This window comes from Rahnella sp. CG8 (assembly GCF_023701875.1).
Taxonomy (GTDB): domain Bacteria; phylum Pseudomonadota; class Gammaproteobacteria; order Enterobacterales; family Enterobacteriaceae; genus Rahnella; species Rahnella aceris.
The window spans coordinates 1-22,379 of sequence record NZ_JABAED010000028.1; the positions used below are offsets into that span (position 1 = coordinate 1).

General features: G+C 50.2%; 23 protein-coding genes. 8 read left to right on the forward strand and 15 right to left on the reverse strand.

The features are described 5' to 3' along the window. Positions 1–142: 142 nt before the first annotated feature. Complete coding sequence (gene gmhB / locus HGO41_RS20930) at positions 143–709, reverse strand: D-glycero-beta-D-manno-heptose 1,7-bisphosphate 7-phosphatase (protein ID WP_013574225.1); 567 nt, start codon at positions 707–709, stop codon at positions 143–145. 179 nt (positions 710–888) lie between these two features. On the opposite strand from gmhB, the gene metN reads away from it, so the two are divergent. The 6 genes from metN to proS all read left to right on the forward strand — a co-directional run bounded on the left by metN (position 889) and on the right by proS (position 6,578). Continuing rightward, positions 889–1,920: a methionine ABC transporter ATP-binding protein MetN gene (gene metN / locus HGO41_RS20935; RefSeq protein WP_013574224.1), complete on the forward strand. Its 1,032-nt coding sequence runs from the start codon at positions 889–891 to the stop codon at positions 1,918–1,920. Continuing rightward, positions 1,913–2,566, forward strand: coding sequence for a methionine ABC transporter permease MetI (locus tag HGO41_RS20940; RefSeq protein WP_013574223.1), 654 nt, complete (start codon positions 1,913–1,915; stop codon positions 2,564–2,566). The genes metN and HGO41_RS20940 overlap by 8 nt, the downstream gene beginning before the upstream one ends. A 61-nt stretch (positions 2,567–2,627) precedes the next feature. After that, positions 2,628–3,443, forward strand: a complete 816-nt coding sequence (locus HGO41_RS20945; RefSeq protein ID WP_013574222.1) for a MetQ/NlpA family lipoprotein — start codon at positions 2,628–2,630, stop codon at positions 3,441–3,443. 186 nt (positions 3,444–3,629) lie between these two features. Beyond that, positions 3,630–4,037, forward strand: a complete 408-nt coding sequence (rcsF, locus tag HGO41_RS20950) for an envelope stress sensor lipoprotein RcsF (RefSeq protein WP_112197849.1) — start codon at positions 3,630–3,632, stop codon at positions 4,035–4,037. After that, on the forward strand, positions 4,034–4,741 hold the full coding sequence (tsaA, locus tag HGO41_RS20955; protein WP_013574220.1) for a tRNA (N6-threonylcarbamoyladenosine(37)-N6)-methyltransferase TrmO: 708 nt from the start codon (positions 4,034–4,036) through the stop codon (positions 4,739–4,741). Before rcsF ends, tsaA begins: the two co-directional genes overlap by 4 nt. Positions 4,742–4,859: 118 nt before the next feature. Further along, complete coding sequence (gene proS / locus HGO41_RS20960) at positions 4,860–6,578, forward strand: proline--tRNA ligase (RefSeq protein ID WP_126124640.1); 1,719 nt, start codon at positions 4,860–4,862, stop codon at positions 6,576–6,578. 86 nt (positions 6,579–6,664) lie between these two features. Here proS and nlpE read toward each other — a convergent pair whose 3' ends face one another. The 3 genes from nlpE to HGO41_RS20975 all read right to left on the reverse strand — a co-directional run bounded on the left by nlpE (position 6,665) and on the right by HGO41_RS20975 (position 8,384). Next, positions 6,665–7,342 (reverse strand): envelope stress response activation lipoprotein NlpE, encoded by a 678-nt coding sequence (gene nlpE, locus HGO41_RS20965; protein ID WP_013574218.1) that lies wholly within the window; start codon positions 7,340–7,342, stop codon positions 6,665–6,667. Between the two features lie 65 nt (positions 7,343–7,407). Further along, positions 7,408–7,857 carry an alternative ribosome rescue aminoacyl-tRNA hydrolase ArfB gene (gene arfB, locus HGO41_RS20970; protein ID WP_153376608.1) on the reverse strand — a complete coding sequence of 150 codons (450 nt, stop codon included), beginning with the start codon at positions 7,855–7,857 and terminating at the stop codon, positions 7,408–7,410. Next, on the reverse strand, positions 7,824–8,384 hold the full coding sequence (locus tag HGO41_RS20975) for a YaeQ family protein (protein ID WP_013574216.1): 561 nt from the start codon (positions 8,382–8,384) through the stop codon (positions 7,824–7,826). The genes arfB and HGO41_RS20975 overlap by 34 nt, the downstream gene beginning before the upstream one ends. 215 nt (positions 8,385–8,599) lie before the next feature. Here HGO41_RS20975 and HGO41_RS20980 point away from each other — a divergent pair, with 215 nt between their 5' ends. Further along, on the forward strand, positions 8,600–8,800 hold the full coding sequence (locus HGO41_RS20980) for a YaeP family protein (protein ID WP_013574215.1): 201 nt from the start codon (positions 8,600–8,602) through the stop codon (positions 8,798–8,800). After that, on the forward strand, positions 8,787–9,047 hold the full coding sequence (gene rof / locus HGO41_RS20985) for a Rho-binding antiterminator (protein ID WP_013574214.1): 261 nt from the start codon (positions 8,787–8,789) through the stop codon (positions 9,045–9,047). The genes HGO41_RS20980 and rof overlap by 14 nt, the downstream gene beginning before the upstream one ends. 66 nt (positions 9,048–9,113) lie before the next feature. Here the strand turns inward: rof and HGO41_RS20990 are convergent, their stop codons facing one another. The 11 genes from HGO41_RS20990 to lpxD form a co-directional block, all read right to left on the reverse strand. Further along, the gene (locus tag HGO41_RS20990; protein ID WP_013574213.1) at positions 9,114–9,443 is read right to left on the reverse strand and encodes a c-type cytochrome; all 330 of its coding nucleotides are present in this window, start codon (positions 9,441–9,443) and stop codon (positions 9,114–9,116) included. Positions 9,444–9,497: 54 nt separating this feature from the next. Then, positions 9,498–10,841, reverse strand: coding sequence for a tRNA lysidine(34) synthetase TilS (tilS, locus tag HGO41_RS20995; protein WP_013574212.1), 1,344 nt, complete (start codon positions 10,839–10,841; stop codon positions 9,498–9,500). A gap of 7 nt (positions 10,842–10,848) precedes the next feature. Further along, complete coding sequence (locus HGO41_RS21000; RefSeq protein ID WP_015689431.1) at positions 10,849–11,238, reverse strand: VOC family protein; 390 nt, start codon at positions 11,236–11,238, stop codon at positions 10,849–10,851. Positions 11,239–11,324: 86 nt separating this feature from the next. Further along, positions 11,325–13,472: a lysine decarboxylase LdcC gene (locus HGO41_RS21005; RefSeq protein WP_015689430.1), complete on the reverse strand. Its 2,148-nt coding sequence runs from the start codon at positions 13,470–13,472 to the stop codon at positions 11,325–11,327. A 189-nt stretch (positions 13,473–13,661) separates the two neighbouring features. Next, positions 13,662–14,621, reverse strand: coding sequence for an acetyl-CoA carboxylase carboxyl transferase subunit alpha (gene accA, locus HGO41_RS21010; RefSeq protein ID WP_013574209.1), 960 nt, complete (start codon positions 14,619–14,621; stop codon positions 13,662–13,664). A 12-nt stretch (positions 14,622–14,633) separates the two neighbouring features. Next, positions 14,634–18,116 carry a DNA polymerase III subunit alpha gene (gene dnaE, locus HGO41_RS21015; RefSeq protein ID WP_153376606.1) on the reverse strand — a complete coding sequence of 1,161 codons (3,483 nt, stop codon included), beginning with the start codon at positions 18,114–18,116 and terminating at the stop codon, positions 14,634–14,636. A gap of 83 nt (positions 18,117–18,199) precedes the next feature. After that, entirely contained in the window at positions 18,200–18,796 is a 597-nt protein-coding gene (gene rnhB / locus HGO41_RS21020) for a ribonuclease HII (protein ID WP_037035141.1), read from the reverse strand. Continuing rightward, entirely contained in the window at positions 18,793–19,941 is a 1,149-nt protein-coding gene (lpxB, locus tag HGO41_RS21025) for a lipid-A-disaccharide synthase (protein WP_037035142.1), read from the reverse strand. The genes rnhB and lpxB overlap by 4 nt, the downstream gene beginning before the upstream one ends. A gap of 18 nt (positions 19,942–19,959) precedes the next feature. Beyond that, entirely contained in the window at positions 19,960–20,748 is a 789-nt protein-coding gene (lpxA, locus tag HGO41_RS21030) for an acyl-ACP--UDP-N-acetylglucosamine O-acyltransferase (RefSeq protein ID WP_013574205.1), read from the reverse strand. Between the two features lie 3 nt (positions 20,749–20,751). After that, positions 20,752–21,207: a 3-hydroxyacyl-ACP dehydratase FabZ gene (fabZ, locus tag HGO41_RS21035; RefSeq protein WP_013574204.1), complete on the reverse strand. Its 456-nt coding sequence runs from the start codon at positions 21,205–21,207 to the stop codon at positions 20,752–20,754. 147 nt (positions 21,208–21,354) lie between these two features. Beyond that, positions 21,355–22,377, reverse strand: a complete 1,023-nt coding sequence (gene lpxD, locus HGO41_RS21040) for a UDP-3-O-(3-hydroxymyristoyl)glucosamine N-acyltransferase (protein ID WP_013574203.1) — start codon at positions 22,375–22,377, stop codon at positions 21,355–21,357. Positions 22,378–22,379 lie beyond the last annotated feature (2 nt).

Consider the following 22,379-nt stretch of genomic DNA (forward strand, 5'->3'; position numbering starts at 1 on the left):
TTTAATCTTTCCGACCCGGTCACTTCGTGATGTTGTTCACGTTGTTCCCTGTCGATGGAGCGGCATTATAGGGAGTTGGATTTTAATGGCAAGCGAATAAATACAGTTTTATTTCGTTTGCCGTTTTTTTGTCCAGAAGCCGTTATTTCTGCCCTTTTGCTATAAAGGAAGGCAATGCAGCAAGGCTTTCCAGTACCGCATCCGCAGCACTTTCACTTTCCGGGGTTACGGGTTTGCCGGTACGAACTAAAATCTTATGCCCCACTCCTGCAGCAGCAGCTGCCTGCATATCTTCCAGTTTGTCGCCCACCATATAAGAAGAGGCCATATCAATGCCTAGTTCTTCTTTGGCTGTCAAAAACATCCCAGGTTGCGGCTTACGGCAATCACAGGCTTGTGTAAACTCTTTAACCAAGCCTTCAGGATGATGCGGACAAAAATAGATACCGTCGAGATCCACGCCACGATCGGCAAGCGACCAGTCCATCCACTCGGTCAGAGTCAGAAACTGATCTTCAGTAAATTTGCCGCGTGCTATACCGGACTGATTGGTGACCAGCACCAGTAAAAAGCCCATCTCTTTTAATTTAAGACAAGCATCGATTACACCGTCGATAAACTGGAAGTTATCGATTTCATGTACATAACCATGATCGACATTCAAAGTGCCATCACGGTCGAGAAAGATTGCTGAAACAGGTTGTGCCACGAATTTGCTCCTGATGGCTGATTAACGGCGCCAGTATCGCATGTTTTCAATGCTTGTGAGAATGCTAACCTGGTTGACTTAGACGTCTAGACGCCTTAGCATCCACGACATGCTACGGGGAAGACCTCCGCAGAATTAAATTCACCACGTCACGGCAAAAAGACAGAATAAAAAATAATATGATTAAACTTTCTAACATCACCAAGATTTTCCTGCAGGGTTCGCGCCAGATCGTCGCGCTCTCTGACGTGAGTCTTCACGTCCCTGCCGGACAAATTTATGGCGTAATCGGTTCTTCCGGCGCGGGGAAAAGTACCTTAATACGCTGCGTCAATTTGCTGGAGCGCCCGACTAAAGGCCAGGTGTTGGTCGATGGTCAGGATCTGATGTCCTTCTCAGAGAAAGCGCTGACCCGCGCACGCCGCCAGATTGGCATGATTTTCCAGCACTTTAACCTGCTGTCGTCACGCACCGTTTTTGGCAACGTTGCCCTGCCACTCGAACTCGACAATCTTTCTTCAGCCGATATTAAGAAACGAGTTTCCGAGCTGCTGAGCCTGGTCGGGCTGGAAGATAAGCATGATGCCTACCCGGCGAATCTTTCCGGTGGACAAAAACAACGCGTAGCCATTGCCCGTGCGCTGGCCAGTAATCCAAAAGTATTGCTGTGTGATGAAGCTACCAGTGCACTGGATCCAGCTACCACCCGCGCAATCCTGGAATTACTAAAAGATATCAACCGTCGTCTGGGTCTCACGATTCTGCTGATCACCCATGAGATGGACGTCGTAAAACGCATTTGCGATCAAGTTGCTGTGATCAGCGATGGCAAACTGATTGAGCAGGATAAAGTAAGCGAGATGTTCTCACATCCTAAGACTCCGCTTGCACAGCAATTTATTCAGTCAACGTTGCACCTGGATATTCCGGAAGATTACGCCGTGCGTCTGGTACCCCAGCCTGAAACGGGTCGCGTTCCTTTACTGCGCCTGGAATTTACCGGTCAGTCCGTTGATGCCCCGCTGCTTTCCGAAGCAGTCCGTCGCTTTGACATCAACAATAATATTATCAGTGCTCAGATGGATTATGCCGGCGGTGTAAAGTTCGGGATTATGCTGACAGAAATGCACGGTTCAGAAGAAAATACTCAGGCGGCAATTCAGTTCCTGCATGAGAATCAGGTGAAAGTAGAGGTGCTGGGTTATGTCTGAGGCAATGATGTGGTTAATGGGCCGCGGAATCTGGGAAACGGTCATCATGACGCTAACCTCTGGCTTCTTTGGTTTTGTGTTAGGTTTGCCTTTCGGCGTACTGCTGTACGTCACCCGTCCGGGTCAGATTGCAGAGAATAAAAATATCTATCGCGTGATGTCGGCGCTGGTTAACATTTTCCGTTCCATTCCTTTTATTATCTTGCTGGTATGGATGATTCCCTTCACGCGTATGATTGTCGGCACCTCAATCGGTTTGCAGGCAGCGATTGTCCCGCTGACTGTGGGTGCTGCGCCGTTTATTGCCCGCATGGTTGAGAATGCCCTGCTGGAAATTCCAAGCGGTCTGGTGGAAGCCGCCCGCGCAATGGGTGCAACACCGATGCAGATCATCCGAAAAATCTTATTGCCGGAAGCTCTGCCAGGTCTGGTCAATGCTGCCACCATCACGCTGATCACTCTTGTAGGCTATTCTGCTATGGGTGGCGCTGTCGGTGCCGGTGGTTTGGGACAAATCGGTTATCAGTACGGTTATATCGGTTACGACGCAACTGTCATGAATACTGTATTAGTCCTGCTAGTGGTTTTGGTGTATTTAATTCAATTTTGTGGCGACCGCATCGTAAAAGCAGTCACACATAAATAACGAAACAACAGCTGTAATAGCTACCTGTGAATGATTTATATCCGTTTATTGAGGAAAGGACATGTCTAACAAATTCAAATCCATTGCAGTTGTCGGCGCGCTTCTGGGATCGCTGGCTTTAGTGGGCTGCGGGCCAAAAGAACAAGATCCAAATCACATCAAAGTGGGTGTGATCGTAGGCTCTGAACAGCAGGTCGCTGAAGTTGCACAGAAAGTAGCTAAAGAGAAATACGGTCTTGATGTTGAGCTGGTGACTTTCAATGATTATGTATTGCCTAACGAAGCACTGAGCAAAGGTGACATCGATGTTAACGCCTTCCAGCATAAACCTTATCTTGATCAGCAGATCAAAGATCGCGGTTACAAACTGGTCCCGGTGGGTAACACGTTCGTTTACCCAATCGCCGGTTACTCTAAGAAAATCAAATCTATTGATGAGCTGAAAGATGGCGACCAGGTTGCGCTGCCAAACGACCCGACTAACCTAGGCCGTTCTCTGCTGCTGCTGCAAAAACAAGGTCTGATCAAACTGAAAGACGGTGTTGGTCTGTTACCGACAGTTCTGGATGTGACTGAGAACCCTAAAAATCTGAAACTGGTCGAACTCGAAGCACCACAACTGCCACGTTCACTGGATGATGCGAAAATCGCTCTGGCCGTAATCAACACCACTTACGCCAGCCAGATCAACCTGACGCCAGAGAAAGACGGTATCTTCGTAGAAGATAAAGAATCTCCATACGTGAACCTGATCGTTGCACGTGAAGATAACAAAGATGCTGAAAACGTGAAGAAATTCGTTCAGGCTTACCAGTCTGATGAAGTGAACGCTGCAGCGAATAAAATCTTCAACGGTGGCGCAGTGAAAGGTTGGTAATTGCCCGAAATCAGGAACCCTACATTTTTCCTGAGTATTCGTTTCTAAGATAGTAGACTCGCAAATACATCTTTTCATAAATAAATAACAAGGCGGGCTTATGCCCGCCTTGTTATTTTCTCAATACCTTGGTTCAATAACGCCACATTCTTTCCTGTAAACATATTAAAAAGCAGAGGATATACCATGCGTGCTTTACCTCTCTGTTTGTCGGCACTTTTGCTGGCGGGTTGTTCCCTGACTCAACACACACAGCCAACCCCCCCTGCGCCTGTTGTAAAAGAAGAACCAAAACCTGTCAAACCAAAGCCGGCACCAGTACGCCCCGCTCCTGTAAAGCTCTATAAAGATGCAGAAGCTTTAGTCGGAACTCCATTCCGTGATCTGGGCGAAGTCTCCGGCGAATCTTGCCAGAGCGCTCAAAATGATGCGCCACCGAGTCTGGCTACTGCACGGAAAAGAATGCTGACCCGTGCATCCTATATGAAGGCCAATGCCGTATTGTTACATCAGTGCCAGATTATCAGCGGCGTACCAGGCTGCTTCCAGCAGGCGATTTGTCAGGGTTCCGCCCTGAACGTCACGTTTAAATGACCTCATTTTCTTTTGAGCAAATAGGGATCATTCACTCGCCCTATAAAGAGAAGTTTGCTGTTCCGCGCCAGCCCGGATTGATCCAGGATGGTGGCGGCGAATTACATCTGCATCCGCCTTATAACCAGCCCGAAGCTGTTCGCGGGCTGGAAGACTTCAGCCATTTATGGGTGATGTTTATTTTCCATCAGACGATGGAAAGCGGCTGGCGTCCGACAGTTCGCCCACCACGTTTGGGCGGGAATGTGCGTACCGGTGTATTTGCCACCCGTTCAACCTTCCGGCCTAATCCGCTCGGGATGTCTCTGGTTGAACTGAAAGGGATTCGCTGTCAGGGTCAGAATGTCATTCTGCAGCTTGGCAGTCTGGATTTAGTGGATGGCACACCTGTTGTGGACATTAAGCCGTATCTTCCCTTTGCGGAAAGCCATCCTGATGCACACGCCGGTTTTGCTCAGCACGCACCTGATGCCGATATGCCGGTAGAATTTTTACCACAGGCTGAACAGCAGCTGGCTGAGCATGCGAGGCAATACCCGCATCTGCGCCGCTTCATCACGCAGGTTTTAGGACAGGATCCCCGTCCGGCTTATCGCAAAGGTGAAGCCACAGCGCGCGATTATGCCGTTCGTTTACTCGAGTTTAATGTCCGCTGGCGGGTCACAGGCTCTGTGAATCAGGTATTGTCCCTCGACAAAGACTAAATTTCCTCTGCCTCTCTTTTGACAATAGCAACTCGCTGGTAAACTAAGCCACTTTTCACGTTTTGGCTGCCCATGGCAGCCCGATTGCAATTTGCAGTGCTAACGGAACCAACACATCATGCGTACTACTCAATATCTGCTCTCTACACTGAAAGAGACGCCAGCCGACGCGGAAGTTATCAGCCACCAGCTGATGCTGCGCGCAGGGATGATCCGTAAACTGGCCTCAGGCCTGTATACCTGGCTGCCGACCGGCTTACGTGTTCTCAAGAAAGTTGAAAACATCGTACGCGAAGAAATGAACAACGCGAACGCCATTGAAGTGTCGATGCCGGTAGTCCAGCCCGCTGATTTGTGGCAGGAGAGCGGACGTTGGGAGCAATATGGTCCGGAATTGTTACGTTTCGTTGATCGTGGCGAGCGCCCGTTCGTACTGGGTCCAACCCATGAAGAAGTGATCACTGACCTGATCCGTAATGAAGTCAGCTCATACAAGCAGCTGCCACTGAATTTCTTCCAGATCCAAACTAAATTCCGTGACGAAGTTCGCCCGCGTTTTGGTGTAATGCGTTCCCGTGAATTCCTGATGAAAGATGCCTACTCATTCCATACGACGCAGGAATCTTTGCAGGAAACTTATGACGCGATGTACGCGGCCTACAGTCAGATTTTCAACCGTATGGGTCTGGATTTCCGTGCCGTGCTGGCGGATACCGGTTCTATCGGCGGCAGCGCCTCTCACGAATTCCAGGTGCTGGCACAGAGCGGTGAAGATGATGTCGTATTCTCTGATTCTTCGGATTTCGCCGCTAACATCGAATTCGCAGAAGCACTGGCACCCGCAACGCCACGTGCTGCAGCAACAGAAGAAATGCGGATTGTCGAAACGCCGGACGCAAAAACTATCGCTGAACTGACAGAACAGTTCCAGGTTCCGGTTGAGAAAACGGTGAAAACTCTGATGGTTCATGCAACAGCGGAAAGCGGTCATAAACTGGTTGGTTTGCTGGTTCGTGGTGATCATGAGCTGAACGAAATCAAAGCCGAGAAGCTGTCACAAGTTGCTGCACCACTAACATTTGCAACGGAAGCGGAGATTCGTGAAATCGTCGCGGCTGGCCCGGGTTCACTCGGTCCGGTTAATCTGCCAATGCCAATCGTCGCGGATCGTACTGTTGCTGCAATGAGCGATTTCAGCGCAGGCGCTAACATCGACGGTAAACACTATTTCGGAATTAACTGGGATCGCGATGCTGCGCTGCCAGAAGTAGCCGATATCCGTAATGTGGTAGCCGGTGATCCAAGCCCTGATGGTCAGGGAACGCTGGTCATTAAACGCGGTATCGAAGTCGGTCATATCTTCCAGCTGGGAACCAAATATTCCGAAGCGATGAATGCTACCGTTCAGGGCGAAGATGGCCGTAACCAGTTGATGACCATGGGTTGTTACGGTATTGGTGTGACTCGTGTGGTCGCTGCGGCGATTGAACAAAACCACGATGACCGCGGTATTATCTGGCCGGATGCTATCGCGCCGTTCCAGGTCGCTATCCTGCCAATGAACATGCACAAATCTTTCCGTGTGAAAGATGCGGCAGAAGCGCTGTATAAAGAACTGCGTTCACACGGTATCGATGTGATCCTCGACGATCGTAAAGAACGTCCGGGCGTCATGTTCGCGGACATGGAACTGATCGGTGTGCCGCATCAGGTGGTGATTGGTGATCGTAATCTGGATGCTGAAGAGCTGGAATACAAAAACCGTCGCACTGGCGAAAAACAGATGATCAAACAAAGCGATATCGTGGAATATCTGCTGAGCCAGATCCCGCGTTAAGATCCGCTGATGATCATTTGTCCATAAAAATGCCCGCGTAATGCGGGCATTTTTATTTGTGCTATTCCGCCTGAGCCTAATCGCTTTTACGGGCAGGACTTCGTTGCATCAAACCGTACGTTTTTATCTGCAACCACAGCCTTTCGCACCTGCCCTTCTTCCATTGACGGCTCTGTCATGAAATGCCCGTCCATAGAAAGGAAGACCAGCTGATTGGGGGTTTTACGCGAGGCAAGATACCCTTCTTCCAGCGATTTATTTGCCGACATCGGGAATATGTTGCCTGTCGCACAATCTTTAAAGGAAGCAGCATCGGCGCTGTATTGCATCATTCCGCTCAGTGCCATTGGCGTTTTCGGCAAATTCTGCTGCACCGGCGTCAACGTATAGTTGAATGTGGACGTAATCGGCTCACCGCTTTGATCCAACATTTCCAGATTTTCATCTTTCGGATGGAAATAACGTTTCTCGCCCTGGCTGTCCGTCAGCACCAGTTTATCCGCAGTGCGGGCCCAGCGTCCGTAGCTGGCAAACACCTGATCGCCCTCTTTGCCGCCCTGATATTCCTCCTGAAGGATGTAAGTCCCATCCTGATCCAGGAATAATGACGTCTTCAGGCCACTGCAATCTGCGCACGGCAACACGCCACTGTAACTCTGCTGCATAGCCTGCAACGGTTTTTCATGATTAAAGGCGGCGGTATGGCAACCGAAGAGTGACAGCGCCCCGAGCGCCAGCACTGCACTAATGATGATTTTTTTCACAGTTTCTCCCCTACTGCTTTTCTACAGTGCCGAGATAAAAATTGTCCTGCAGCACGAAGTTAGGGCTAACGTATTTTGCCCCGTAATGCTTTTGTCGCACCCTTGCGAACTTTACTTTCAACCCGACGAATTTTAGACCCACGAGTCGGCTTCGTCGCGCGGCGCGGTTTTTCTACTACCATCGCCTGTGAAATCAGTGCCCCCAACCGGGCCAGAGCGGCTTCTCGATTCATCTCCTGACTCCGGTATTCCTGGGCTTTGATAATGACCCAGCCGTCGGCAGTAACAGAATGATGATTAAAAGCCAGTAACCGCTCTTTGTAATATTCTGGCAAACTCGACGCTTTAATATCAAAGCGTAAATGGATAGCCGTTGATGTTTTATTGACGTTTTGACCGCCGTTGCCCTGAGCGCGGATCGCCGTTAATTCGATTTCGCTGTCAGGTATTTCCAGTTTTCCTGAAAGGATTAGCACGCTGATTACCTGGCTTCTTTTATGACAGACTCTTTCCATTCAGAAAAATGAATTTCCAAATTACTCTGAGCATCAGAAAGCCAAATAGTTCCGTCCTGCAATGTGGCCTGTAAGTTCATGGTACGGCTGCCAAAAGCAGTCAATTGATTCAGCAACTCATCTTCTAAATAACGGATACGCAGGTTCTCAAAACCTCTGACTTTCCCCTCGATTTGCGACCACCAGACTTTCGCAGCACGCTCACCATACGCATAAAGGACCACCTCACGCGATTGGTTACAGGCTTTTTTCAGACGCTTCTCATCAGGTAGTCCTAATTCGACCCATAATTCGATGCCGTTATGGTCGTTTTTACGCCAGATTTCCGGCTCATCTTCGGCGCTTAATCCGCGGGTAAAAGTCAGTCGTTCGTCGGCATGGTAAATCCATGCCAGCAGACGCAGCATCATGCGTTGTTCTGTTTCGGAAGGATGCTGTGCCAGAGTCAGGCTGGCGTCATGAAAGAAATTACGATCCATATCAGCGATATTGACCGCTGCTTTATAAATGGTTGCTTTTAACGCCATGGTAAACCCCTTGATAATAGACGCACAGTGTACTTGAAAGCATCCTGCTGCGGCCAGTTTTCCCCCGATGGTCATCCGCAATAAAGGCTTTACGCAAACGATTTACCTTTACAGGCCTGCTAATAACTCACACTCTCCTGTGCTATAGTCGTTAAATACTGAGAGCTTATCTTTCTGCGCTTTCCTCAGAGGGATACGCTTTTTAGGGAGAACTTATGCAACAATACTGTGAGTTGGTACGCCGTAGATATTCTGAAATTGCCAGCGGTGATCTCGGATATGTGCCCGATGCGTTGGGCTGTGTATTGAAAGCATTGGACGAAGTCGCAGCAAATGCTGAACTTCCGTCTTCCGTTAGGGACCAGGCGGCCTACGCCGCCGCTAACTTATTGGTGAGCGATTATGTCGATGAATGATGAGTACCAACCCATCAATTGTGATGACTACGATAATCTCGAGCTCGCCTGCCAGCATCACCTGGTTTTGACGCTGAAGATGCGTAGCGGAGAAGTCGTTGAGGCTAAAGCCAACGATTTGTTAATGCGTAAGAAAGTGGAATATCTGGTGGTTGAGGCGAACGGCGAACAACGAGATCTGCGTCTGGATCACATTGAAAGCTTTAGCCATCCGGAAATTGGCACCGTTGTCGTCAGTGCCGAATAGCGACAACCGACGTCAGTTACCTAACGGGCAATCTCAGGATTGCCCGTTTGCATTTCTGAGGCAATATCATTTCAACGACGTCAGACTGGCGTAATACGCTGCCAAATCACTGATATCCTGATCGGATAATGACGCACTAAAAGCCTGCATCACACCCGCCTGCCCGCCACTTCTCTCACCCTTCTTGTAAGCATGCAGTGAAAGCGCCAGATAATCTGCATTTTGCCCTGCCAGATTAGGATAAATCGAATTAATGGCTTTACCCGTTGCGCCGTGACATGCCGAGCAGCTGGCTGATTTAGACTGCCCGTCAGCCACATTTCCCCCCGCCAGAGCAGGCAAATTGATCAGCATCGATGCCACTATCCCTGCCAGTGTTCTTCCCATTACTTGCATCACAACTCCCCGGGCAAATAACATCCGCCTCAAATAAACCGTTCTTTCCGTTTATTACGCAGCCGACCAGATGATCCGCCATTGCGCTTCATTATTTTCAGCCCGGGACTGGCGCGTAATAAACCAACCCGGGGCTGCCATCAATTGATCATTGTAATAAACCAAAGGGATACGACCTCGTTCCCATGGCGGCACACCTAACTCAGACCACAATTTTTTCGCCTGGCGCGCACGATCCCGCCCGACTTTTTCGATATATCCCTGCACCTGAAAACGCACAGTGATCTTTTCGCCAGCACGTGGCTGGCGGATCAAACAGTCAGCCCCCTGCGCGATGAGAACATGATCGGCAATCAGACAGCCCAGACCGTCAGGTAGCGTTAATTTTTCAGCCGGATCCCAGCAGAGGATTTGATCTTTAAGCGACCGGCGTTCTGGCAATACATACAAACGCCCACGGAAACGCCGGACTACCATTTTCCCCAGCACTAACTGCGCCTGGGCATCTTCGCGGCTCAAAGCTACCTCATCCCATATTCTCTGCAGTTGTTCACGCGAAGGCATTCTTGCGCCACGCAATGCCAGCCAGCGACGTAATAGCGCAGAGCGTCTGACGGCTGAAAACGCCTTCAGCCTCTCAACCGACAGACTGCCCTGCTCATCGGTCAATGAAGTGAGAGACTCACTGAGCAACTCATCCAGCAGCGTCTCCTGTTCTGCGCAAAGTGATGCGCTGCGGGCTGTGGCTTGCGCAAAGTGCGGCCAGCGCTGGTAAAGTGCGGGAAAAATATCCAGTCGCAGAAAATTGCGATCAAAGCGGGCATCCCGGTTACTGTCATCTTCAATCCAGCAGAGCTTTAACTGCTTCGCGTATTCTTCAAGCTGCTCACGGCTGAGCTCCAGAAAAGGCCGTAACAAGCGATAACCGTGTGTTGAACTGTCCCCGCTCATCGCCGAGAGACCGGCAGGTCCGCTTCCACGTTTAAGCGCCAGCATGAAAGTTTCACATTGGTCATTCAGGTGTTGTGCTGTCAGTAACACTTCACCAGCAGTCAGACTTTCAGCAAATGCCTGATAACGTGCCGTTCGTGCCGCCGCTTCAATCCCACCTTCCTGCGCATCTACCTGCACTTTAGCGACGGAGAAAGGAATATCTCGCTGCTGACAAAACGTCTGGCAGTGTGCGACCCAGTCATCTGCAAACTGGCTTAGTCCATGGTGGATATGCAATGCACGCAGTTCGATATCCGGCAACGCTTTGTCGCGTAACTCAGCCAGTCCGGCCAGCAGTACGGAAGAATCCAGTCCGCCGCTGAACGCAACGCAAAGTCTTCGTGCATCACCGATTTTATTGAGCAGATGTTTTGAAAGAAATGTCACGGTCAGTTTTGAACTCATAGGATAATCAGGATTCGTACAGTTCCAGCGGCAAGCCATCCGGATCGTTGAAGAAAGTAAATTTTTTGCCGGTGTAAGGATCAATTCTTACCGGTTCGCAGACAATGCCGGCTTCAGTGAGGGCGGAAATGGACTGTGCGATATCTTCAACGCTGAACGCCAGATGGCGTAATCCGCACGCCTCAGGACGACTTGGCCGGGCTGGCGGTTGCGGAAAGCTGAATAATTCAATGGTGTAATGACCATTAAGCGCCAGGTCAGCTTTCCAGGAATCGCGTTCCTCACGGTAAAACTCCCCCAGTAACGTGAACCCGAGAATGTCACAGTAGAAGTGTTTGCTGGCCTGATAATCAGAGCCAATGATGGCGATATGGTGGATCTGGCGGAGATTAAGCATAGTCATGTCCTGTTGATTTCTGACCTGCACGTTACTCAGGGCGGCCAAACACGTCAATAAAAAGCCCTCTTAAAGAGGGCAGTTTGCTAACCCGCTTCCGGAAGTTTTAAGACCTTCACCAGATAGCGCCCGTCTTCTGTGAGCCGCGTTCCATGAATATCAGTTTCAAAACCAGGGTAACGCTCGCCTATTGAACAAAGCATAATCAGGAAATCGAGCACAGCCCGACTTTCTTCCGTGATCATCTCGCCCGGCATCACCACAGGTACACCCGGCGGATAAGGCAGGATCATGTTGGCTGACACTTTGCCGACCAGTTCATCAATGTCGCATTCATCAATATGTCCGCGTACCTGATGCTGGAACATTTCGTACGGCGTCATTTTCATTTCCGGCAGCACATCAAATGCTTCCAACATTAAACGCGGCAGGTCGTGACGAACGATCAGTTTGTGGATCCCCTGCGCCAGATCCTGAATCCGCATATTGCGATAAAAATCAGGATCTTCCGCATACAGATCAGGCAGCATATTCTTGACCCGCAAATTGAGATCATAACTGCGCTTAAAATCAGTCAGGCCGCGCATCAGACTCATGGATTTGGTTTTATCAATGCCGATACTGAACAGGAAAAGCAGATTGTACGGGCCGGTTTTTTCTACCACCACACCGCGCTCATCGAGGAATTTCGCCACTAACGCCGCCGGGATCCCCTGTTCTTCCAGCTTACCCGTTTCATCCATTCCGGGTGTCAGGATCGTCACTTTGATCGGATCAAGATACATATGATCGGTATCGGCGTTGGCAAAACCGTGCCAGTTTTGATCGGGATTCAGCGGCCAGCACTCGGCTTCATCAATATATTCAGGCTGCCAGATATCAAAGAACCAGCCCTCGGTTTCTTCCCGCAACCGCTGTATCTCCTTACGGAAATGCAGCGCGCGTTCAACCGAGCGGTTAATGAGACGCCGTCCGGGGTTACCGCGCAACATCGCCGCGGCAGTTTCTGCAGAAGCCACAATGCCGTAATTTGGCGATGTTGTGGTGTGCATCATATAGGCTTCATTAAAGGTACTTTCGTTGTAATCACCCTTAATGTGAATCATCGATGCCTGTGAGAAAGCTGCCAGTAGTTTGTGCGTTGATTGCGTTTCGTAAATGACTTTTCCGGGAATGCGCTCGCCGCTCATTCCGCTTTTACCGTCATAAATCGGATGGAAATTAGTGTATGGCACCCATGCAGAATCGAAATGAATCGACGGAACATCCAGTGTGTTTTTGATGTAATCCGTGTTGTACAGCAAGCCGTCGTAAGTCGAGTTAGTGATCACTGCGTGCACTGGCCAGGTGGCATTCTCTGTCTGTGCAATTTTCTCTTCGATGCTTTCGCGGGTGAATTCATGCTTAGGAATCCCGCCAAGAATGCCATACGCGTTGCGATTGGGACGCAAATAGACCGGCACAATATTGGTCATCATCATCAGATGGGCGAGCGATTTATGACAGTTGCGGTCAATCAGCACCGTACTCCCTGCCGGTGCCGCATACATTCCGACAATTTTATTGGCCGTCGAGGTGCCATTAGTGACGATATAACTTTGCTCGGCGCCGAAAGTACGGGCGATATATTCCTCCGCCTCTAGATGCGGACCAGTGTGATCCAACAGGGAACCAAGTTCTGTCACAGAAATCGACACATCGGCTTTCAACGTTTTGGCCCCGAAAAAATCATAGAACAACGTCCCTACCGGGCTTTTTAAAAACGCCGTACCGGCCATATGCCCCGGCGTACAGAAAGTGTACTTTCCTTCTTCTACGTAGGTGAACAACGCTTTAGTCAGCGGCGGTGTAATGGTATCGATGTATTCATCGGTGTACTGGCGGATGCGTTTGGCAATATCCTCCGCCGCACTCAGTGCGTATTCAAAGAAATAGAGCACCATGCGCATTTCATTAACGTCGACGTCCAGCGTCGAATGCGTATTGATGAAAGCGTAAAGCGGCAGATATTCATTCAGCTCATTAATGGCTGTACACAGCTCTTCGCTATGCTGATCCCAGTCGAAAATAGCGCCGCAAATGCGGGCATTATTTTCGATGAGTTTGAGCAGATCCGCGCGATCGCGCGGATAAATGACCTGAAATCCGAGAAGCGTCAGCGCGCTATCCAGTTCACGGATCGGCTCGTCTTTGTAGTAAGCCCCTTCCGGGCGCATGATAGCGATAATATTCATCTGACAAATCCTTCTGTTATTTATTTTCTAAGGTATTTATAGAAACACGGTTAGTGCCTGCTGGGTACCCTTTACCGTTGAGTTTAAAGTGAAATGGGGAAATTTAAGAATGCTGGAAAGATGGATAGATAAAAACGGACAATAAAAAAGGCCACGCAATGCGTGGCCTTTCGAAAATCACGTTCAGGATCAGCAGTAGCCGTAAGTCATCAGACGCTGATAACGACGGTTACGCAGCTCTTCCGTACTCAGCACATCCAGATCGCTCAGATCAGCTTCAAGTTGTGCACGCAGAGAAGCAGCCATCGCTTCTACGTTACGGTGAGCGCCACCCAAAGGCTCAGGGATCACAGAGTCGATCAGTTTCAGCTCTTTCAGACGCGGTGCAATGATGCCCATCGCTTCCGCGGCCAGAGGGGCTTTATCCGCACTCTTCCACAGAATTGATGCACAACCTTCCGGCGAAATAACCGAATAGGTGCTGTATTGCAGCATATTAACTTTATCACCCACACCAATCGCCAGTGCACCACCTGAACCACCTTCACCGATAACGGTGCAGATAACCGGGACATTCAGACGGGACATTTCGCGCAGGTTACGGGCGATCGCTTCAGACTGACCACGTTCTTCAGCGCCCACGCCCGGATAAGCGCCCGGTGTGTCGATGAAGGTGATGATTGGCAGTTTGAAACGCTCAGCCATTTCCATCAGACGTAGCGCTTTGCGATACCCTTCCGGGGCGGGCATGCCGAAGTTACGACGAATTTTCTCTTTCGTTTCACGGCCTTTCTGATGACCAATGATCATCACGGCACGTTCGCCCAAACGAGCAATACCGCCAACGATAGCTTTATCGTCTGCGAATGCACGATCACCCGCCAGTTCATCAAAATCGGTAAAGATATGTTTGATGTAATCAAGCGTATAAGGACGACGAGGATGGCGTGCCAGTTGGGCAATTTGCCAGGCACCCAGATCAGAGAAAATCTTACGGGTCAGTTCAACGCTTTTCTCGCGCAAGCGTGCAACTTCTTCGTCCAGATTAATATCTAATTTTTCGTCTTGACGGCTGACTGCAGTCAGCGAGTCAATTTTCGCTTCCAGTTCCGCAATCGGCTGTTCAAAATCAAGAAAATTCAGACTCATAGCATTCCTATTTTAGTCAAATTCCAGTTCCACCTGCTCAGTACCGACCAGGCCTCGCAAATCCAGCAACAGTTTGTCCGTTGGCGTAACACGCCATGACGCCCCGAATCGTAGCCGGGCTCTTGCGTTTTCTCGTTGGTAATACAGATGCACTGGTATCGTCCCCGATCGATGTGGTTCCAACGATTGGCGGAGACGGTTCAAAAGCTGGTCATCAATTTGCCTGTCAGTCAGCGAGATAGCAAGACCGCGAGCATATTTTTCCCGTGCTTCACTGATGTCCATTACATCGCGGGCCATCATTTTAAGCCCGCCACTGAAGTCATCAAAGCTGACCTGTCCTGTGGCGATAAGGATACGGTCTTTTTCCAATAAATGCTGGAATTTTTCCAACGCTTCGGTGAACAACATCACTTCCAGACGACCGGAACGGTCATCAAGTGTACAGATCCCAATGCGGTTACCCCGCTTGGTGACCATGACACGCGCAGCGAGGACCAGCCCCACTGCGACGGTCATTTTGCCCCGTTCCGTCGGATGCATATCTTTTAAACGCTGGCCGCCGCCATAACGTTCAATTTCTTTCAAATATTGTGTGATCGGATGGCCGGTCAGATACAAGCCGAGCGTCTCACGTTCGCCATCCAGAACAGTTTGTTCCGGCCATGGCATCACATTCGCGTAAGATTTCTCAACCTGCTCAGGTGCTTCTGCAAGCACACCAAACATATCAACCTGACCAATCGCCTCGGCTTTGGCATGTTGATCAGCGGCTTTCAATGCGTCGCTTAGGGAACTCATCAACGCGGCACGGTGTGGTCCCAGGCGGTCAAACGCCCCGGACATGATCAGCTTCTCGAGAATACGTTTGTTCAGTTTTTTGACGTCAGCACGCGCGCAGAGATCAAACAGTTCTTTGAAATAGCCGCCTTCGTTACGCGCTTCAATAATGGCTTCAATCGGACCTTCACCCACGCCTTTAATCGCGCCGATGCCGTAAACAATTTCGCCTTCATCATTCACGTGGAAATGATACAGACCGCTGTTGATATCAGGCGGTAAAATCTTCAGCCCCATACGCCAGCATTCATCCACCAGCCCGACCACTTTCTCGGTATTATCCATATCAGCCGTCATTACCGCCGCCATGAACTCCGCAGGATAGTGCGCTTTCAGCCACAGCGTCTGATACGAGACCAAAGCGTAAGCCGCCGAGTGAGATTTGTTAAAACCGTAACCGGCAAATTTCTCTACCAGGTCAAAGATTTTAATCGCCAGTTCGCCGTCAATACCCCGAGATTTGGCCCCCTCTTCAAAACCACCGCGCTGCTTGGCCATCTCCACCGGGTTTTTCTTACCCATTGCACGGCGGAGCATGTCTGCACCACCCAGCGAGTAACCGGCCAGAACCTGCGCAATCTGCATAACCTGTTCCTGATACAGGATGATGCCGTATGTCGGCTCCAGCACAGGTTTCAGGGATTCATGCTGCCACTGGATATCCGGATAAGAAATCTCTTCACGACCATGTTTACGGTCAATAAAGTTATCCACCATGCCGGACTGCAATGGCCCAGGGCGGAACAGCGCGACCAGTGCGATCATATCTTCGAAGCTGTCGGGCTTCAGACGTTTGATCAAATCTTTCATGCCGCGGGATTCAAGCTGGAATACCGCCGTGGTTTCCGAGCGTTGCAGCATGTCGAAGCTTTTTTTATCATCCAGCGGGATGGCCGCAATATCCAGCGGTGCCTCACCGGCTTTCGCGCGGCGGGCGTTGATCATCTCCAGCGCCCAATCGATGATGGTCAGCGTACGCAGACCGAGGAAGTCGAACTTCACCAGACCCGCGTATTCCACGTCATTTTTATCGAACTGCGTGACCGGGTGATTACCTTCTGCGTCACAATAAAGCGGCGCGAAATCAGTGATTTTGGTCGGCGCAATCACCACCCCACCGGCATGTTTACCGGCATTACGGGTTACACCTTCCAGCTGACGCGCCATATCGATCAGCGACTTAACTTCTTCGTCAGCCTCGTAAATCTCTGGCAACTGCGGCTCAGCGGCAAATGCTTTTTCAAGCGTCATCCCCGGATCAGGAGGCACCAGTTTGGAAATGCGGTCAACGAAACCGTAAGGATGGCCCAGAACACGCCCCACATCGCGGATCACCGCTTTGGCCGCCATGGTACCGAAGGTGATGATCTGCGAGACCGCTTCGCGGCCATACATTTCTGAAACGTGATCGATAACCCGGTCGCGTTTTTCCATGCAGAAGTCGACGTCAAAGTCGGGCATGGAAACACGTTCAGGGTTAAGGAAACGTTCGAACAGCAGGTCAAACTCGAGCGGATCCAGATCGGTGATTTTCAGGGCATACGCCACCAGAGAACCCGCACCGGAACCACGCCCCGGCCCGACAGGCACGCTGTTATCTTTCGACCACTGGATGAATTCCATTACGATCAGGAAGTAACCGGGGAAACCCATCTGGTTGATAACTTTAAGTTCGATGTCCAGACGCTCGTCATATTCAGGGCGTCTTTGTGCACGAACTTCCGGATCCGGGAATAAAAACTCAAGGCGCTCTTCCAGCCCGATTTTTGATTTTTCGACCAGAAAATCTTCAGTGGTCATGTCACCGGTAGGGAACTGCGGTAGAAAATATTCGCCCAGACGGATGGTGACATTACAGCGTTTGGCGATTTCCACGCTGTTTTGCAGAGCTTCAGGCAAATCCTCGAACAGCTCGCACATTTCATCTTCACTGCGCATATATTGCTGTGAAGTGTAATTGCGCGGACGTTTAGGATCATCCAGTGTAAAGCCATCGTGGATCGCAACACGAATCTCATGGGCATCAAAGTCGGCCGGCACCATAAAGCGCACGTCGTTGGTTGCCACCACCGGCAAACCGCGTTCTGTCGCCAGTGCGACCGCCGCATGCAGATAGTTTTCTTCTTCTGCCCGACCGGTACGGATCAATTCGAGATAATAGCGATCAGGGAAATACTGCTGGTAGAAATCCAGGCACTGACTGACTTGCAAATCATTTCCGCGGGTCAGAAACTTACCGACATCACCCATTCTCGCGCCGGAAAGCAGGATCAAACCTTCATTGAGTTCTGCCAGCCATTCGAGGTCGACGATCGGCCCGGCTGCGCCGTAACCGCGCTGATATGCTCTGGAAATCAATAATGTCAGGTTCTGGTAACCCTGATTATTCATCGCCAGAACAGTCAGTTGGGCCAGTTCATCACCCAGAATTTCGCTTTGGACATTCAGGTCTGCACCGATAATCGGTTTTACACCTGCGCCATGTGCCGCACCGTAAAATTTAACCAGTCCGCACAAGTTAGTGAAATCGGTAATCGCCAGAGCAGGCATGCCGAGTGACGCTGCGCATTTCACCAGCGGACCGACCTTCGCAAGCCCATCCACCATGGAATAGTCGCTATGTACACGCAGATGAATAAAACGAGGTTCGGCCATATCCAGAGTCCAGAAATGAGTGAATTAAAGGTTTGTGTGCCCGTCTTTTTTAGCAATAAAAACGGGCAGGAACAAATGACGCGTTATGCCAGTCCGAGCGCGCGTTTCACCGGTGAAAAACTTCGACGGTGGTGTGTAGTGGCTCCAAGACGGGCAAGACTTTCAAGATGCACCGGCGTCGGATAGCCTTTGTGCTTCGCAAAACCATATTCAGGGAACTGAAGATCCAGTTCAACCATTTCGCGGTCGCGGGTGACTTTAGCCAAAATTGAGGCTGCGCTAATTTCAGCGACTTTGCTGTCCCCTTTCACTATCGCCTGTGAAGCCATCGGAAGTTTAGGGCAGCGATTGCCGTCAATCAGCACCATATCAGGCGTAATACACAAACCGGCAACGGCTCTTTGCATTGCCAGCATGGTGGCATGCAAAATATTCAGTTCATCAATTTCATGTGGTTCAGCGCGCCCGAGACTCCAGGCCAGCGCTTTCTCTTTGATTTCGATGTATAACGCCTCACGGCGCTTTTCAGAGAGTTTCTTGGAATCTGCCAGCCCGGCAATCGGGTTAGCAGGATCAAGAATCACAGCAGCGGTGACGACTGCCCCCACTAAAGGACCACGCCCCACTTCATCCACGCCTGCAATACAGACAGCTTGTGGATAGATAAATACATCACTCATCGCTTTGCCAGCTCCATGACAGCCTGAGCAGCCTGTTCGTCTGCGTCACGGCGGATACTTTCATGCAGTTCCAGGAACGTCTCACGCAGTTCCCGGCTTTTCTCACCACCAGCCAATAAAGGCAGCAACGCAGCAGAAAGTTTGTCAGGTACACATTCGGTTTGCAGTAATTCGGTGACAATTTCCCGCCGTGCCAGCAGATTTGGCAATGAAACATACGGCGTTTTCACCAGACGTTCCGCCAGCCAGAAAGTGAAAGGCTTCATACGATAACCCACAACCATCGGGCATTTTGCCAGCATACATTCCAGCGCTGCCGTTCCCGATGCCAGTAAAGCGGCATCACTGGCGATCATCGCTTCCCGACCTTTCCCATCGAGCAAATGCGCAGGAAGATCAGGGGCTATTTCAGCCTTGATCCGTTCAAACTGCTCGCGACGTTTGGCATTCACCAGGGGCACAACGACATGTAAATCAGGATAAGTCTGTCGTAGCTGCAAAGCTGTTTTCAGAAAATCCGCGCTGAGCATTTCCACTTCAGCGTGACGACTTCCCGGCAGCAAAGCAAGGCAATGCACATCTTCAGGAATACCGAGTGACAAACGTGCAGCCTGTTTATCAGGATGCAGCGGCATCGCATCGGCCATCGTATGACCAATGAAACGACAGGGAACATTGAATTTGTCATAAAACGCTTTTTCGAAAGGCAGGAATGCCAAAACCAGATCCGTTGCCTTGCCGATTTTGAAAACACGTTTTTGACGCCAGGCCCAGACAGACGGGCTGACATAGTGAATAGTACGCAGACCGCGCTGCTTCAAACGACCTTCAAGCGTGATGTTGAAGTCAGGAGCATCAATGCCCACGAACACATCAGGCTTCAGTTCGCTAAAACGACGGGTCAGATCTTTGCGGATTTTCAACAAGCGTGGCAGCCGTTCAAGAACTTCCACCACGCCCATTACCGCCAGTTCTTCCATCTCGTACCAGGCTTCGCATCCTTCCGCCTGCATCAGCGGACCCGCGACACCCACAAAACGGGCATCAGGATGATGCTTCTTCAAGGCTCGAATCAGCCCGGCGCCAAGAATGTCACCGGACGTTTCACCGGCCACCAGGCCAATTGTCAGAACAGGCTTTTGCATTGTTTTCCGTAGCGCAGATCAGCGAATAATACCGCGCGTTGAGCGGTCAAAGAAATCACTGAAAGGTTTAGCTTTCGGGAATTCAGCCGCGATAGCAGCGATTTCCGGTTGTGCTTCTTCCAGCGTTTTACCGCTGCGGTACAGTAACTTATAAGCATTGCGAATAGCGTGCAGATCGGCTTTTTCGAAACCACGTCGCTTAAGCCCTTCGATATTGATGCCGAAAGGTGTCGCATGGTTACCTTGCGCAATGACAAACGGAGGAACATCCTGAGCAACCCCGGAACATCCACCCACCATCACATGCGCACCGATAATACAGAACTGATGCACTGCCGTCATGCCGCCAATGATCGCGAAATCATCAACCTCAACGTGACCACCGAGGGTCGCGTTGTTCGCCAGAATACAGCGATTCCCAATGACACAATCGTGGGCAATATGTGCGTTAACCATCAACAGGTTATCACTACCCACTTTTGTCAGACCACCGCCCTGAACGGTACCACGATGAATGGTAACGCTCTCACGAATATTGTTGCGATCGCCGACCTCAACGCGTGTTGGTTCACCGGCATATTTCAGATCCTGGTTAATTTCACCAATGGAAACGAACTGAAAGATGCGGTTATCGCGACCAATTTTGGTCACGCCATTAAGAACTACGTGTGATTTAAGCTCGGTGCCTTCACCAATTTCTACCTGGGAACCCACGTAGCAGAAAGGACCGATATGAACTCTGGCACCGATAACAGCACCGTCTTCAACAATAGCGCTTGGATGAATAAAGGCGGTTTTATCAATCATGTATTAAGACTCCCGGCGGCGGGCGCACATCATTGATGCCTCGCAAGCGATCTCGCCATCGACTTTCGCGACACCTTTGAAACGAGCAACGCCACGACGCTCTTTAATGAATTCAACTTCCAGAACCATCTGGTCACCCGGCAGGACCGGACGTTTAAAGCGTGCATCGTCGATTGCTGCAAAATAATACAATTCGCCAGGTTCCAGTTTTCCAACGCTTTTAAATGCCAGAATGCCGGTGGCCTGAGCCATTGCTTCCAGAATCAAAACGCCCGGGAAAATCGGTTTACCCGGGAAATGGCCCTGGAAGAACGGTTCGTTAAAAGAAACGTTTTTCACAGCGCGCAAAAATTTCCCTTTCTCAAAATCCAACACGCGATCAACCAGCAAGAACGGGTAACGGTGTGGCAGTAAATCCAGTATCTCTTCAATATGCAGAGTATGAGTGTCAGTAGTCAAAATACTCTTCCTGTCTATAAAAACTGATGGCATCAATAACACGGCCTGCCAGACCCCAAAAGAAGGTCATCAGGCAGGCCGCAAATAGGAACGTATGTCGCAGGTTCACTCAACGAAGGGAACACAAAGCAGCACCGTAGGTGGTAATTAATCTTTTTCGATTTTACGCTCGACAGCTTTGAGGCGTTTATTCATCTCGTCGATATTCATTACCAATGCAGCCGTCTTACGCCAAACTTTATTCGGTTGTAACGGGATACCGGAGGAGTATACCCCAGGTTCAGTGATTGGTCGCATTACCATTCCCATTCCCGTCACTACGGCCTGATCACAGATTTCCATGTGACCATTGATAACACTGGCTCCGCCGATCTGGCAGTAGCGTCCAATTTTCAGACTACCGGCCATAATAACACCGCCAGCGACCGCCGTATTGTCTCCAATCACGACGTTGTGTGCAATCTGACATTGGTTATCAATGATGACGCCATTGCTAATGATAGTGTCATCCAGTGCGCCACGGTCAATAGTGGTACAGGCACCGATTTCAACACGGTCACCGATAATGACAGTACCTAACTGTGGGATTTTAACCCAATTACCACGATCATTGGCATAACCAAAACCATCAGCGCCGATCACAGTACCTGACTGAATCAAGCACTGCTCGCCGATTTCAACGCGGTGATAAATAGAAACATTGGCCCACAACCGTGTGCCAGCGCCTATTTTTGCCTCTTTACCGATAAAACAGCCTGCACCGATGACAACATTGTCACCCAATACAACGCCTGATTCGATGACTGCATTTGCGCCAACCGAGACATTCTTACCTAATGTTGCACTGTCTGAAATCACCGCACTCGCCGCGATATCCACTGCCGGTGCTGGCGTGGTATCCAGCAATTGCGCCATCCGCGCATACGTCAGGTAAGGGTTTTTAACCACTAATGCCGCTGTAGGGCAAAATGGCAGATCCGCTTCGGTCAACACTACGGCGCCTGCATTGCAGGAAGCCAACTGTTCACGGTAACGGCTGTTTGATAAAAACGTGATTTGCTCAGAGTGTGCGGAATGCATTGAAGCAACGCCGGTGATGGCAATTTCGCCATCACCGTGCAATTGTGCATCCAACTGCTGTGCGAGATCAGCCAGTCGAATTGAAGACATGT